Raw genomic sequence first — 12956 nt, 5'->3', positions numbered from 1 at the left:
TGTGTCAGTCGACATCATCGTTGACTGACACACCGCTTTCGCGAGCAAGCCCGCTCCCACAGGTTGTGCGCAACGCTCTATGCTTGTGGGGAACTCGCCACCGCCCTCAATGGCCCAACACTCGAATTCATCAGGACGCTCATTCCATGCAGGTAGAAGGTTTTTTCGAATGGCTCGGCCAGGTCCTCGGTTCTGTCATCCGTTTCATCGTTGACGCCCTCAGCGGCCTGTTCGAACTGCTGAGCCGTGCCAGCAGCAACTTTGTCGAAGGTCTGGCCCGCACGCTGGGCATGGACACCTCGATCGTCAGCATCATTACACTGATCATCGGCCTGGTGCTGCTGTGGTCAGCGATCCGCGCGTTCATGAATGCATCGTTCATCATGGGGATCATCTGGTTGATGCTGGGGTTGTGGTTGCTCAGCTGGATCATCCACTGACACCACAAGACACTGTGGGAGCGAGCCTGCTCGCGAAGGCGGCAGCACATTCAACATTGATGTGACTGAAAGATCGCTTTCGCGAGCAGGCTCGCTCCCACATTGGATCTCTGGTGTCTGGAAGATTGGGTCACCGCTACAATGCCCGCTCCCCCAAGGAGCCTGCATGTCCAACCTGATTGCCGACTGGCGCGATCGTCCTACCCATCGTCGGGTCTGGGCGCTGGCTGCGCCGATGATTCTCTCGAATATTTCCGTACCGCTGGTGGCGCTGGTCGACAGCACCGTCATCGGTCATCTTCCCCATGCCCATCAGCTCGGTGCCGTCGCGGTCGGGGCCAGTCTGTACACCTTTCTGGCCTGGGCCATGGGCTTTCTGCGCATGGGCTCCACCGGATTTGCCGCCCAGGCCGCCGGGCGCGGAGATGGCGCGGCGTTGAGGCAAATTCTGTTGCAGGGCCTGCTGCTGGCCATGGGACTGGCCATCGTGCTGGGTGCCGTGGGCGTACCGTTAAGCGGGGTCGCGCTGCATTTCATGCAGCCGTCGGCGGAGCTGGACCAGATGACCCGCGAATTCTTCCACACACGGCTGTTCGGCCTGCCCGCGGCGCTGGCCAGTTATGCGCTGGTCGGCTGGTTTCTCGGCACGCAAAACGCCCGCGCGCCGCTGGTGATTCTGCTGAGCACCAACCTGGTGAACATCGCCCTGAACCTGTGGTTTGTCCTCGGCCTGGAATGGGGCGTGGTCGGCGCGGCCAGGGCTTCGGTGATTGCCGAATGGACCGGTGCCCTGATCGGCCTGCTGATGACGCGCCAGGCCCTGCGCGCTTACCCCGGCCATATCGCCTGGGCTGCGTTGGGGCTGTGGCAGAGCTGGCGTCCACTGCTGGCGGTCAATCGCGACATATTCATCCGTAGCCTGGCCCTGCAATCGGTGTTTTTTCTGATCACCGTGCAAGGCGCGCGATTGGGCGATGCCACGGTCGCCGCCAACGCCCTGCTGCTCAATGGTTTGCTGTTGACCGCCCACGCGCTCGATGGCCTGGCCCATGCCGTGGAAGCCCTGTGCGGGCATGCCATCGGCGCTCGCGACCGTGACGCCCTGCGCCGCTCGCTGGTGGTAGCCTGCGGCTGGTCGTTGTTGGCGAGCCTGGGATTTGCGGTGTTGTTTCTCTTTGCCGGGCATTTGTTCATCGAGATGCAGACCGACATTGCCAGCGTGCGTGACACCGCATTCATCTACCTGCCCTACCTCGCCGCGCTGCCGCTGATCGCCGTCTGGAGCTACCTGCTCGACGGGCTGTTCATCGGCGCCACCCGCGCTCGGGAAATGCGCAACGGCATGCTGCTGACGGTGGCCTTGCTGGTGCCGTTTGGTTGGGCGCTGCAAGGTTTCGGCAATCACGGCCTGTGGATAACCTTCCTGCTGTTCATGTTGCTGCGCAGCCTGACCCTCGGTGTGATTGCCTGGCGCCTGCGTCGCCACGACGGCTGGTTCACCCACGCGCACTGGCCTGGAGCTTAGGGCTGATCGTTCTGCCAGCGGTTGCGCAGGCTGTCGAGCCGTTCCTGTTGCGTGCGACCCGACAACGGCGATTCAGCCACTGCGTCAGGGTGCTGCAGACGCAGCCATAACCAGCCATCCAGCACCGGCCGCTCACTGAAACCCAGCGCCAACCCTTCCTGCAAACAGTTCCACAGGTGGGTGTAATCCGTCGAGGTGGTACGGCTCCAGTGCCAGGCATGCTGCTCCATCAGACAGGTTTGCAGCTTTTCCCGCTGTCTGGGGCTGAGTCTCTCTTCGACGTCCAGGGAGCTAACGGCAAGCCCCGGATTGAGCAATCGCTGCCAGCCCTGACTGCCGATCGCCCGGTCGGCCCATGTACCGCCAAACCAACGCAATTGGCTGATCGGCCCCAACCAACGACTCAGTTCACCCGCGTCACAGGCATCGAAAAAGTAACTGGCGGTGTACGGGTTGTAGTAACTCAGCAAGGCCCGATGGTGCAGGCCGAAACTGACTGTCAACATGCGTCGCAGGTGCGCCAGCAATGTCGACGCCGACGCCTCGCTGTTCAACAGCAACCCCCGCCAGTGCTGCGTATCGCGCTGACACACTTCGGCCAGTATCGGGCAGCTCCGCAGGTCGACCAGTCTCGGGCCTTGTTCGCGCACTGCGTGCCATTCGGTGCCTTCGAACAGCCAGAAGCACCGAGCCTGGGCAAAACGGTGTTTCAACGTCACCCCTGCCTGCGACGCCTCCGACGCATCCAGCAACAACCATTGCGGGGTCGCATCGGCCGTTTGTACGGCGATCATGCTGCACCGCTCTGGCCAAGCCGCACGGCCGCCCGACAGGTGCAGAACGCCTGCGCACAATGATTGAAGCTCCCTCCACCGGGCAGCAGACACAACAACAGCAAGGGCTCCCCCGAACGCAGCCAGCCCTCAACCCCTTCAGGCGGGTGCTCAGCGGCACACGTCACCGGCGTCGCATCAAGCACTTGAACAGGCACTGGCTGGTGAAGAACCCCGGTAATCAGAGGTTGATCCGGATCGCCTTCGATAAAGCTCACCACCACCTCAGCGCCTTCGCCCAACTGCGCACCACCGGCTGCCTGCAACTGCGGCGCCAACGGCAGCCAGCAGTGACCGGGCGTCGCCCCCTCACCCTGATACGACCAGTCAAACTGCACGGCCACCGGTCGCGAAGGATCCGGTTGAGGCTCATCAACGCTCACCACCCACCCCCGTTGCAGGCTGTGCATCCTGGGTTTCACCGCGCAACGGCGAGACTTGAACGGTGTTGACCAGTGCATCGCACGCACCTTATTGCGGTAAGGGAGGAGCGGATCCTGGCCACCCTGATGCTCGACATGGGTCAGCAGCCACAGCTGATTCCATTCGGTCACTGGATGGTCGGCCAGCGGCATCAATTGACCGCTGCGCAACGCCGCCAGATCCGTGTGGCATTCGGCACTGTCCTGCACGCTGTCGGCACATCGCTGAACTTCGAAACGACGTACCGCCGGTTGTTCTGCGTCGATGCTGAAAACCGCCGTTTCGCCCACAGGGAAATGCCCCTGTCCATCGGCGAATACCAGGCAATGACCCCGTGCCTGGCGTTCAAAGTGGTAGTGAAGCCGTTCCTGGGCGCACAGCCGTTGAAGAAATTGCAGGTCCGATTCTCGGTACTGGGTGCAGAACTCCCGCAGTGGATAGTCACCGCCCAGTTCAAAGCGCCGGTCATGACCGACTATCCCGTGCTCCTTGAGCACCTGATCGAGGATTTGCGGCACCGAACGTGCACTGAAGATGCGCTGGCTGAACCGCTGGGCCAGGCACGCCAGTTTCGGCCCCAGGCGCACATGGCAAAGCCTGACTGTCGAGCCATGGTCACGTTGGACCAGTTCATGCAATTGTCCCTGGACGCTGTTTCCGGCCGGCCCGAAATGCAAGGTGGCCGAGCGATACATCAGGCTGGCGAGGTCGAGGGCAGGGTCATCGATCAGCAGATCCACGTCGAACACGAACGGCTCGCTGATGGCTTCTCTACCGGTAAAGGCCAGGACTTCGAAGGCGTCGGACAGACCTGCTACGTCCAGACGAAATTCAGACTCGTTGACTGGATCGAACATCGGCGATTCTCTACAAGAGGGGCGGCCGAAGATTTTCGCCGAGAGGCACGGCCGAGTAGAGAGGCGAACTACAACTTAGGAAATGACCTACGCGAAAAGAGGACCAATGACTGGAAAAGCCGAAGTCGTAGGTAATTTCGATAGGAAAAAAGAGAATCGCCGCACCAGGTCATCTGAAACTTCCGCAGCTTGGCGGAACATTTTCAGACAACCTGATGAAAGCGCGGCTTACCTCAGGAAGACAGGTAAGACGAACGGGTCAGGCCCAGGCGCAAGGCGTCGAGGAACTGGGTGCGCTCGCTGGCACTGATGCGGGCACTGGCGCACTTGTCGCGGTAGTGGGTCATCAGCTCTTCCGGCGACAGGTGCACGTAACGCAGCATGTCTTCGATGGTGTCGTGGGTTTCGATACCGGCGTGGTACACGCTGCCGTCGGCGTTCTGGTAGATGTTCACCGAGTCGGTGTCACCGAACAGGTTATGCATATCGCCGAGAATTTCCTGGTAAGCACCCACCAGGAACACGCCCAACAGATAGTCTTCACCGTCTTTCAGCGCGTGCACCGGCAGGCTGGTTTCGATGCTCTGCTCATCGACATACTGGTTGATCTTGCCGTCGGAGTCGCAAGTCAGGTCTTGCAGCACCGCACGGCGCAGCGGCTCTTCGTCGAGGCGATGCAACGGGATGATCGGCAGTACCTGGTCGATGGCCCAGGTGTCCGGCAAGCTCTGGAACACCGAGAAGTTGCAGATGTACTTGTCGGCCAACTTGTCATTGAGTTCGTCCAGCACCTGACGGTGGGAACGCTGACGCGCCTTCAACGAGTTGTGCAGGCGACGGCATACGGCGAAGTAGCATTGCTCGGCCAGGGCTTTTTCGGCCAGGGTCAGCTTGCCATCGGCGTACTGGGCGGCGACATCGCTCATGTAGTGCGTGGCGCGCCAGTAGGTTTCGGTGACCATTTCGATATCGGTCGGACCCAGCAGGTCCACCAGCCACTGCACGGTTTCCGGTAGCGCTTCCTTGTTTTCGATCTGCGGCACGTCGTCGTTGTGTTTCTCGACGTCGGTCACCTGGATCACCAGCATCGCATGGTGCGCAGTCAGGGAGCGGCCACTCTCGGAGAAGATGTTCGGGTGCGGCAGGCTCTGCGCGTCGCAGAACTCCTTGAGCATCCCGACCACGACACCGGCGTAATCGTCCATGTCGTAGTTGATCGAACTGGCGTTACGCGAGTGCGTACCGTCGTAGTCAACGCCCAAACCGCCACCGACATCGATGTGGTCCACCGGCAGGCCAAGGTTGCGCAATTCGCCGTAGTAACGGATCGCTTCCTTGAAACCATGCTGGTAGTCCGCCAGGTTGGCGATCTGCGACCCCATGTGGAAGTGCAGCAGGCGAATGCCCTGATCCAGGCCCGCTGCGCGGAAACGCTCGACCACCGACAGCAGTTGCGCCGCCGACAGACCAAACTTGGATTTCTCGCCACCCGTGTCGGCCCACTTGCTCGACGCCAGGGACGACAGGCGCACGCGCAAGCCGACCTGTGGCTTGACCTTGAGCGAAGCGGCCTCTTCAATCACCAGGCCGACTTCGGATTCTTTCTCGATCACAATGAACACGTTGTGACCAAGCTTCTGGCCCATCAAGGCCAGGCGAATGAACTCGCGGTCCTTGTAGCCGTTGCAGACAATGGTGCCGCCCTTCGGCGCCAGCGCCAGCACTGCCAACAGCTCAGGCTTGGAGCCCGCTTCCAGACCGATGGACACGTTCTGGGTCGCGATGATGTTTTCGATCACCGCTTCCTGCTGGTTAACCTTGATCGGGTACAGCGCGGTGTACTTGCTCTGGTATTCCAGGCGCTCGATGTTGGCGTCGAACGCGCCGGTCAGCTGACGCACGCGGTCTTGCAGGATATCCGGGAAACGCACCAGCAACGGCAACGACAAGCCGCTCTTGCGCAACTCGTCGACTTGCTCGAACAGGTCGATAGGCGAACTGCTCGGGCCGTTCGGACGAACCTCGACGCGACCGGCGTCATTGATCGCGAAATACCCGGCCCCCCAATGGCGGATCCCATAAACACTGCGGCTGTCCGCAACTGTCCATTGGCTGCCATCGTCTTTGCGTGTGCGTCGTACGGACATCGAAGTCCCCTATAAAGAAGTCATGGTGCGTCGCCTGGATTCAGGCCGGCGCAGTCTAAAGAATGAAAATGACGGTTCGTCAACGAGGGGGTAGACCCCACCGACCGCAACGAGTTTAGAAACCGGTCATGAACAGGCTCTGTGAAAACCATGGTGACGACGCCGGCCCTGAAGGCAATCAGGATCGGATCAAGCCGCGGGTGGTTTTCACAGAGGCTGCTAGCCGCCGGACTTCTTCGCCTTGAAACCGTGCTTGATCAACTCGGCCAAGAGTAGCTCGACATGATCGCCCTGGATTTCAATGACCCCGTCTTTCAACGCCCCACCGGTACCACAACGTTTCTTCAACGTGGTCGCCAGTTCCTTGAGTGCGTCTTCGGCCAACGGCACGCCGGTGATGGTGGTCACCGTCTTGCCGCCACGGCCCTTGCTTTCGCGACGCACGCGAGCGATGCCGTCGCCGGCCGGGATAACGGTCTGTTTGCAGATGCAGGCGTCCACCGGTTTACTGCATTCCGGGCAATGACGACCTGCGTCGGTGGAAAATACCAGGCCACCAAGGGCGGCGAAGGATGCGGCTTTTTTGGCCACCGGCAATCCTCTTGGGAGGACAAAGACTGGTCGCAGCACTTGGGAAGGCTATCGACCGCGAAGCCCCACTCAGGCAGGGGCAGCGCTACTGAAACGGTAAAACATTCATTTCACTGTAGGAGCGAGCTTGCTCGCGATGGACGTCAACGATAACGCGCGGCATCAGGCAGCACATGTCGTCCATGCGTTTTTCGCGAGCAAGCTCGCTCCTACAAAAGATCGCGCAGTGTAACGGCAAAAACGCCGATTGCTAAGAGCCAATCGGCGCCAATTTATAGCTCTTTTGCGACGTCTTCCCCGCAAGACCTCAGATAGCGTTTCAATGCTGCCAAAGAGTCCGGGCAATAAGGCTTTTCCTCGATTTCCCGCAGCACTTGCCCGATCGGCAAAAAGCGCGCTTCGAGCACCTCTTCCGGTTGCAGGATCAACGGACCGTCCCACACCGCCGAAAATGCCGAACACCAGAGACGATTGCCGGTGTCTTCGAAGAAAAAATGATCATGGGCGATCAACTCGACCCCACTCACACCCAGCTCCTCTTCCAGCTCCCGGGCTGCCGACTCGGCATAGGTTTCAGTGGCCAGCACCATGCCGCCCGCCGCCACGTCCCAATATCCCGGATAGATAGCCTTGCTCAGGGTACGCCGGTGCACGCAGAGTTCACCGGCGGAATTGAACAACATAATGTAGGTACCGCGCCCGATCAGCCCGCGCTCGCGCAGGTCGGAACGGACCAGGGCGCCCAGCAGGTTGTCCTGCTCGTCGACCCAGGCTATTTGCTCGGCATCGGACGCCGCCCGGTGGGCGGCCTCGCGCAGGCTATCGATGGAGCTATCGACCATGGCTCAGCCCTGATTCAGCAGTTGACGCAAATCGATCACCGCCGCGTTGGCCCGGGAAATATAGTTGGCCATGACCAGCGAGTGGTTGGCCAGCACACCGAAGCCACTGCCGTTGAGGATCATCGGGCTCCACAGCGTTTCCTGCGACGCTTCCAGCTCACGAATGATCTGGCGCACGCTGACCGTGGCGTTCTTCTTGGCCAGCACATCGGCAAAATCGACTTCGATGGCGCGCAGCAGGTGCGACAAGGCCCAGGCCTGACCACGGGCTTCGTAGAACACGTTGTCGATCTGCAGCCACGGGGTCTCGACGATTTCTTCGTCGACCTGAGGCGCCACGCCCGGCGCTACGACTTCGGTCTTCAACGCCGTGTTCAGCTTGACCCGGCCAACGCTGGCCGACAGTCGTTGCGACAACGAGCCCAGGCGCGTCCCGACGTCACCCAGCCAGTTGTTCAGGTTGTCGGCGCGGGCATAGAACAGCGCGCTCTTCTGGTTTGGATCGGACAGGCGCGCCTGATAGCGGCTCAGGGAATTGATGCCTTCCTGATACTCGGACTCACTGGACGGCAACACCCAACTCTTGTTGTCGAAGTTGAAGCGCGGTTCGGCCTTGGCCAGATCGGCGTCTTCGGCGGACTGCGACTGCGAGCGGGCGAAGTCTTTGCGCAGTGCGCGGCTCAAATCACGCACCTGTACCAGCACGCCGTATTCCCAGCTCGGCATGTTGTCCATCCACAGGCCTGGCGGGAAGCGGTCGTTGGAAATGTAGCCACCCTGCTTGGTCAGCAAAGTACCGGCAACGGTCTTGAGGGTTTCCACGGTGGTGTAACCAACCACCATTTGCTTGCCTTCCTTTTCGGCGGCCATTTGCGCTGTCTGCTGCACCGGAAACAGCGCGGGCTCCTGGCTCCAGTACCAGCCCAGAGCGATCGCCACCAACAGGTAGAGGCCGATCAGCGTGGCCAGCGCCCGGCTGAACAATAGGCCGCCCAGGTAACTGCGGGTAGCCGATTTCGGTTCAGCGGCACGTTCAGGCGCGCTACCGGCGCGGTTCTTCCAGTCCAGCATGGCGATATCCTTTCAATCTCTTGGGTTCATCGGTTCGACCACAACCATACAACAACGTGCCTTGGCCCGGCACCCGCCGTTGGGCTCATGTCGGAAATAAGCTGCCCGGCGCACATAAAAATGCCTGCCCCGCCCACTTTCGAACTCAGAAGCAGTGGGCTAGAGGTGTTTTTCGTCAGGACTGAAAGATAGCCCTAGGGGAATCCCTTAGCCTTCTGCATCTGGAATTCGGCTTCGATTTACTCTGAAAAAAATCAGAACCCTCTGACGGACGATGCCCCCTCACGCCCTCGAAAAAGCCGAGCGACAAGTAGGATAAACCCTGAAAGCCCCCGGCTCATGGGCCTTTGCCTGGAATCGCCAGCCAATTAAAGACCCGCCAGTCATAAACTGAATTCGTTCGCGTTGCAGATTATTGACGTACAACACTCATGCAATTGAAAAGAGGTGCTAGCATAGAGCCACCAGTCGACCTCAGCGTGCACCCTAACTAGTAGTCAGGATATGACCGAGCCAGAAGATCCCAGCCGCGAGCGCCTCAAGCATCACTTTGCCCAGCGGGTCATTCATCAGGCACGTCAGATACTTGAGATATGGCAGCGCCTGCAACGCAGCGAGTGGTCCACCCATGATCTGTCGGAACTGAGTGAAGCCAACCTGCGCCTGTTGCGGTTCGCCGAACGTTTCGAGCAGCCGGAACACATTCAACTGGCACGTCATATCGGCCAATCGCTGGAGGCTGTCGACGCCAATCGCGGACGCCTGAGCAGCGGTTTGATCACCGATCTCAACCGCTTGATGCAGCGCCTGTCGCGCACCGGTTTGCGCCATGGCGATCAACTCGACCAAACCTTCCTGCCGCCCCTGCGCAAGCCGATCTACGTGATGCTGCAGGATCACGACCGCGCCGAGCGCCTGGCCAAGCAACTGGAATTCTTCGGGCTCAGCGCCCAATCCCTGGACAGCGTGTCGGCGTTCCGCTCATCGATGGTCGAGCGCCTGCCGGCAGCCATTGTCATGGACGTGGACTTCAGTGGCCCCGGCGTCGGCCTGAAACTGGCCGCCGAAGCCCAGGAAGGTCTCGATCATCGCTTGCCGCTACTGTTCTTCAGCCTGCACGAAACCGACACCCCGACCCGCCTGGCCGCGGTGCGCGCCGGCGGCCAGGAGTTCCTCACCGGTACCCTCGAGGCTTCGAGCCTGCTGGAGAAAATCGAAGTCCTGACCTGTGTCGCCCAGTACGAACCTTATAAAGTGCTGATCATCGATGACTCTCGTGCCCAGGCCTTGCACACCGAGCGCCTGCTCAACAGTGCGGGGATCGTCACCCGGACCTTGATCGAGCCGATTCAGGCCATGGCCGAACTGGCGGATTTTCAACCGGACCTGATCATCCTCGACATGTACATGCCGGCCTGCACCGGCACTGAACTGGCCAAGGTGATCCGCCACAACGACCGTTATGTCAGCGTGCCGATCATTTACTTATCGGCCGAGGACGATCTGGACAAGCAACTCGACGCCATGAGCGAGGGCGGCGACGACTTCCTGACCAAGCCGATCAAACCCCGGCACCTGATCACCACCGTGCGCAACCGCGCGGCACGTGCGCGCAATTTAAAGGCGCGAATGGTCCGCGACAGCCTCACCGGTTTGTACAACCACACCCATATTCTGCAATTGCTCGAAGACTGCTCGTTCCGCGCCCGTCGCGAGAACAAGCCGCTGAGCTTTGCCATGCTCGACATCGACCATTTCAAACGGGTCAACGACAGCCACGGCCACCCCATGGGCGACCGGGTGATCAAGAGCCTGGCGCTGTTCCTCAAACAGCGGCTGCGCAAAACCGACTTCATCGGCCGATACGGCGGCGAAGAGTTCGCCATCGTCATGCCCGACACCGACCTCGAAGCAGCGTGGAAAGTACTGGATGAAATCCGCCAGCGCTTTGCCGAAATCCACTATCCGGCTCAACCGCAGGACCTGTGGTGCACCTTCAGCGCCGGGGTGGTCGAACTGTGCGAGGACTCCGACGGGCTGTTGATGGCCAACCAGGCGGACGAGGCGCTATACCGGGCGAAAGGCGCTGGACGCAACCGCGTTCAAGCCGCACGGGAATCAAAGCAAAGTGCCACTTTTTCATCTCAATCGAGCGCTTCCGTCATAACCCTGTAACAGAAACGCAATAACTTCAGGCACTTACCATTCTGCCGTTGGTAGTCCCGCGATGCGCCTGAAGCTGCTGACCAATCTCAATACCCTCCTTTTAGTCGCCGTGTGCGTGGCCCTTGGCGCCACGCTCTGGTGGTCGCAAAAAGCCCTGGAGCGCCCCTACCTATTAATGGAGCGTTACCTGGGTTTGTCCCAGCAGTTCCAAAATGAAGTGGCGCGTAACATCGAGGACTACCTCGCCAGCGGCGATGCCCTGCGTTTGAGCAGCGCCGGCCAGGCCATCGACAACCTGCAAAAGCAACTCGGGGAATTGCCACCGGCATTGGCCGAAACGTTGCGCCCGAGCCTGTCGAACCTCAATGAATTCAGCAAAACCGACTTGTTGGCCGCCGGCAAACTCGCGGGCGACCCGCAGGCTCTGCTGTTACAAGCCGAACGCGAACTGGGCGCCAGCCTGGATCAGCTTAGCCAGTACGCCAACGGCAATGCGGCCTACCTGACACCCCTGCTCGCCGCCTCCCAGCATCTGGGCAAACTGTCGCTGGCCCGGGACAAACTGGTCAGCAGCGGTCGCAGTGAACTGGCCGCCGATGTCGAGCGCGAAGTCAGCAACATCCGCACCCAGGCCGGACAACTCGACGCCCTGCCGCTGCTCGGCGTGGCGGCCAGTAGTGAATCGAACACCGATGATTTCGCCGCGATGATGGGCCTGGAGAACACTGAGCAAGCCGTCGCCGAAGATGCCGGGGTCGGCCTCAAGCGCGAGCTCAACAGTTTGCTCGGCCGCTACCCGGCGGAACTGGCTCGCACCCGTGATCAAATCCAGAAACGCGCCGACCTCAGTGCCGCGACCCACCTGAAAATCGCCGACGTACAACAGGCGATTGCCGGCCTGGAGCCGGTGGTGCGCGCCCAGCACGGGCAGATCCAGGGAGAAGTGCGACTGCTGCAAGGGGTGATGATCGCCCTGATTCTGCTGATCGCCTTGCTCATCGACACCCTGCAACGGCGCCTGGCCCGCACGCTGACCAACCTCGCACCCGCGCTCTCGACCTGGGCCGAGGGCGACTTCAGCCAGGACATCCAGCTGGGCAAGACCAACCGCGAACTGCATGACATCGAAGCATCGCTCAACCGCTTGCGCGCCTATCTGGTGGATCTGGTGGGAACGATTCGCCTCAACGCCGAGCAAGTCGCAGGCAGCAGCCGCACCCTGGCCGAGCTGAGCAATGACCTGCACAGCGGCGCCGAACATCAGGCCGGTGATACCGCGTTGATCCGCGACTCCCTCGGCGAACTGGAAGCGACCATCCAGCAAGTCGCCGGCGATGCCAGCCAGGCCGCCGACGCCAGCCGCCATGCCGGACTGGCGGTGGAACACGGGCAGAAAGTCATCGGTTTAAGCCTCACCGGCCTGCATGCGCTGGTGGGTGAAGTGCAAGGCAATGCGCAGATGATCGAGCATCTGGCCGAAGAGTCCGCGACCATCGGCGGCGTGCTGACGGTGATCCGTTCGATCGCCGACCAGACCAACCTGCTGGCGCTGAACGCAGCCATTGAAGCGGCACGGGCCGGGGAAATGGGCCGCGGTTTTGCCGTGGTGGCCGAAGAAGTCCGCTCGCTGGCACAACGCACCGCCGGCGCCACGGCCGAGATCCAGACCTTGATCGCCGGCCTGCAAACCGCGGCACGGCAATCGGTCGAAGGCATGCGCGCCCAGGTCGAGCACGCCGAAGCCACAGCCAACCAGGCCCAGGCGGCCGACGGGGCGCTGGATAAAATCGTCGGGGCAATCCAGACCATTTCCGACACCGCCGTACGCATCGCCGATGTCACCGCCCAGCAGAGCGGCGCTGTCAGCGAGATCCGCGATCACAGCGAACGCATTCACCAATTGGGTGGGGATAACTTGCTGCGCATCGGCGAAGGGCGTGAGCAGGGGGAAAACCTGCTGGTGTTGGGTGGACGGTTGCATACAGCCGTTCAAGCCTTCCGCGTCTGATCTATCGTCATCGCGGGCAAGCCCGCTCCCACAGGGCCATGCGCAGTCCCTGT

Annotated in this window: 10 protein-coding genes; 4 read left to right on the top strand and 6 right to left on the bottom strand. The window is 61.0% G+C overall.

Annotated features, from left to right (window positions below; genetic code table 11):
• The first annotated feature begins 146 nt into the window (after positions 1 to 146).
• Positions 147 to 440 carry a hypothetical protein gene (locus tag ACW9HW_RS25065; RefSeq protein WP_095192031.1) on the top strand — a complete coding sequence of 98 codons (294 nt, stop codon included), beginning with the start codon at positions 147 to 149 and terminating at the stop codon, positions 438 to 440.
• A 166-nt stretch (positions 441 to 606) separates the two neighbouring features.
• The gene (locus ACW9HW_RS25060) at positions 607 to 1965 is read left to right on the top strand and encodes an MATE family efflux transporter (RefSeq protein ID WP_457402033.1); all 1359 of its coding nucleotides are present in this window, start codon (positions 607 to 609) and stop codon (positions 1963 to 1965) included.
• On the opposite strand, the gene ACW9HW_RS25055 is transcribed toward ACW9HW_RS25060, so the two are convergent.
• The 6 genes from ACW9HW_RS25055 to ACW9HW_RS25030 form a co-directional block, all read right to left on the bottom strand.
• Positions 1962 to 2759 (bottom strand): DUF4123 domain-containing protein, encoded by a 798-nt coding sequence (locus tag ACW9HW_RS25055; RefSeq protein WP_095192033.1) that lies wholly within the window; start codon positions 2757 to 2759, stop codon positions 1962 to 1964. The genes ACW9HW_RS25060 and ACW9HW_RS25055 overlap by 4 nt on opposite strands.
• Positions 2756 to 4078 carry a type VI secretion system Vgr family protein gene (locus ACW9HW_RS25050; RefSeq protein ID WP_457402032.1) on the bottom strand — a complete coding sequence of 441 codons (1323 nt, stop codon included), beginning with the start codon at positions 4076 to 4078 and terminating at the stop codon, positions 2756 to 2758. The genes ACW9HW_RS25055 and ACW9HW_RS25050 overlap by 4 nt, the downstream gene beginning before the upstream one ends.
• 233 nt (positions 4079 to 4311) lie before the next feature.
• Entirely contained in the window at positions 4312 to 6225 is a 1914-nt protein-coding gene (gene speA, locus ACW9HW_RS25045; RefSeq protein WP_095192035.1) for an arginine decarboxylase, read from the bottom strand.
• Positions 6226 to 6444: 219 nt separating this feature from the next.
• A complete protein-coding gene (locus ACW9HW_RS25040) occupies positions 6445 to 6816 on the bottom strand; it encodes a translation initiation factor Sui1 (protein ID WP_041068080.1) in 372 nt (123 codons plus the stop codon).
• A gap of 272 nt (positions 6817 to 7088) precedes the next feature.
• Complete coding sequence (locus ACW9HW_RS25035; protein WP_095192036.1) at positions 7089 to 7658, bottom strand: NUDIX hydrolase; 570 nt, start codon at positions 7656 to 7658, stop codon at positions 7089 to 7091.
• Positions 7659 to 7661: 3 nt separating this feature from the next.
• Positions 7662 to 8729: a DUF2333 family protein gene (locus tag ACW9HW_RS25030; protein ID WP_095192037.1), complete on the bottom strand. Its 1068-nt coding sequence runs from the start codon at positions 8727 to 8729 to the stop codon at positions 7662 to 7664.
• A gap of 504 nt (positions 8730 to 9233) precedes the next feature.
• On the opposite strand from ACW9HW_RS25030, the gene gcbA reads away from it, so the two are divergent.
• A complete protein-coding gene (gcbA, locus tag ACW9HW_RS25025; RefSeq protein ID WP_095192038.1) occupies positions 9234 to 10904 on the top strand; it encodes a diguanylate cyclase GcbA in 1671 nt (556 codons plus the stop codon).
• Between the two features lie 52 nt (positions 10905 to 10956).
• Positions 10957 to 12903, top strand: a complete 1947-nt coding sequence (locus tag ACW9HW_RS25020) for a methyl-accepting chemotaxis protein (protein ID WP_457402031.1) — start codon at positions 10957 to 10959, stop codon at positions 12901 to 12903.
• Positions 12904 to 12956: the final 53 nt, after the last annotated feature.

Source organism: Pseudomonas sp. SDO5532_S415 (assembly GCF_054071155.1).
This window is presented reverse-complemented; position numbering and strand designations above follow the sequence as displayed.

What these genes read in the sequence shown, in the direction of transcription:
- ACW9HW_RS25065 (WP_095192031.1), top strand. Translation starts at nt 147, where the DNA reads ATGCAGGTAGAAGGTTTTTTCGAATGGCTCGGCCAGGTCCTCGGTTCT.
- ACW9HW_RS25060 (WP_457402033.1), top strand. Translation starts at nt 607, where the DNA reads ATGTCCAACCTGATTGCCGACTGGCGCGATCGTCCTACCCATCGTCGG.
- ACW9HW_RS25055 (WP_095192033.1), bottom strand. Translation starts at nt 2,759, where the DNA reads ATGATCGCCGTACAAACGGCCGATGCGACCCCGCAATGGTTGTTGCTG.
- ACW9HW_RS25050 (WP_457402032.1), bottom strand. Translation starts at nt 4,078, where the DNA reads ATGTTCGATCCAGTCAACGAGTCTGAATTTCGTCTGGACGTAGCAGGT.
- speA (WP_095192035.1), bottom strand. Translation starts at nt 6,225, where the DNA reads ATGTCCGTACGACGCACACGCAAAGACGATGGCAGCCAATGGACAGTT.
- ACW9HW_RS25035 (WP_095192036.1), bottom strand. Translation starts at nt 7,658, where the DNA reads ATGGTCGATAGCTCCATCGATAGCCTGCGCGAGGCCGCCCACCGGGCG.
- ACW9HW_RS25030 (WP_095192037.1), bottom strand. Translation starts at nt 8,729, where the DNA reads ATGCTGGACTGGAAGAACCGCGCCGGTAGCGCGCCTGAACGTGCCGCT.
- gcbA (WP_095192038.1), top strand. Translation starts at nt 9,234, where the DNA reads ATGACCGAGCCAGAAGATCCCAGCCGCGAGCGCCTCAAGCATCACTTT.
- ACW9HW_RS25020 (WP_457402031.1), top strand. Translation starts at nt 10,957, where the DNA reads ATGCGCCTGAAGCTGCTGACCAATCTCAATACCCTCCTTTTAGTCGCC.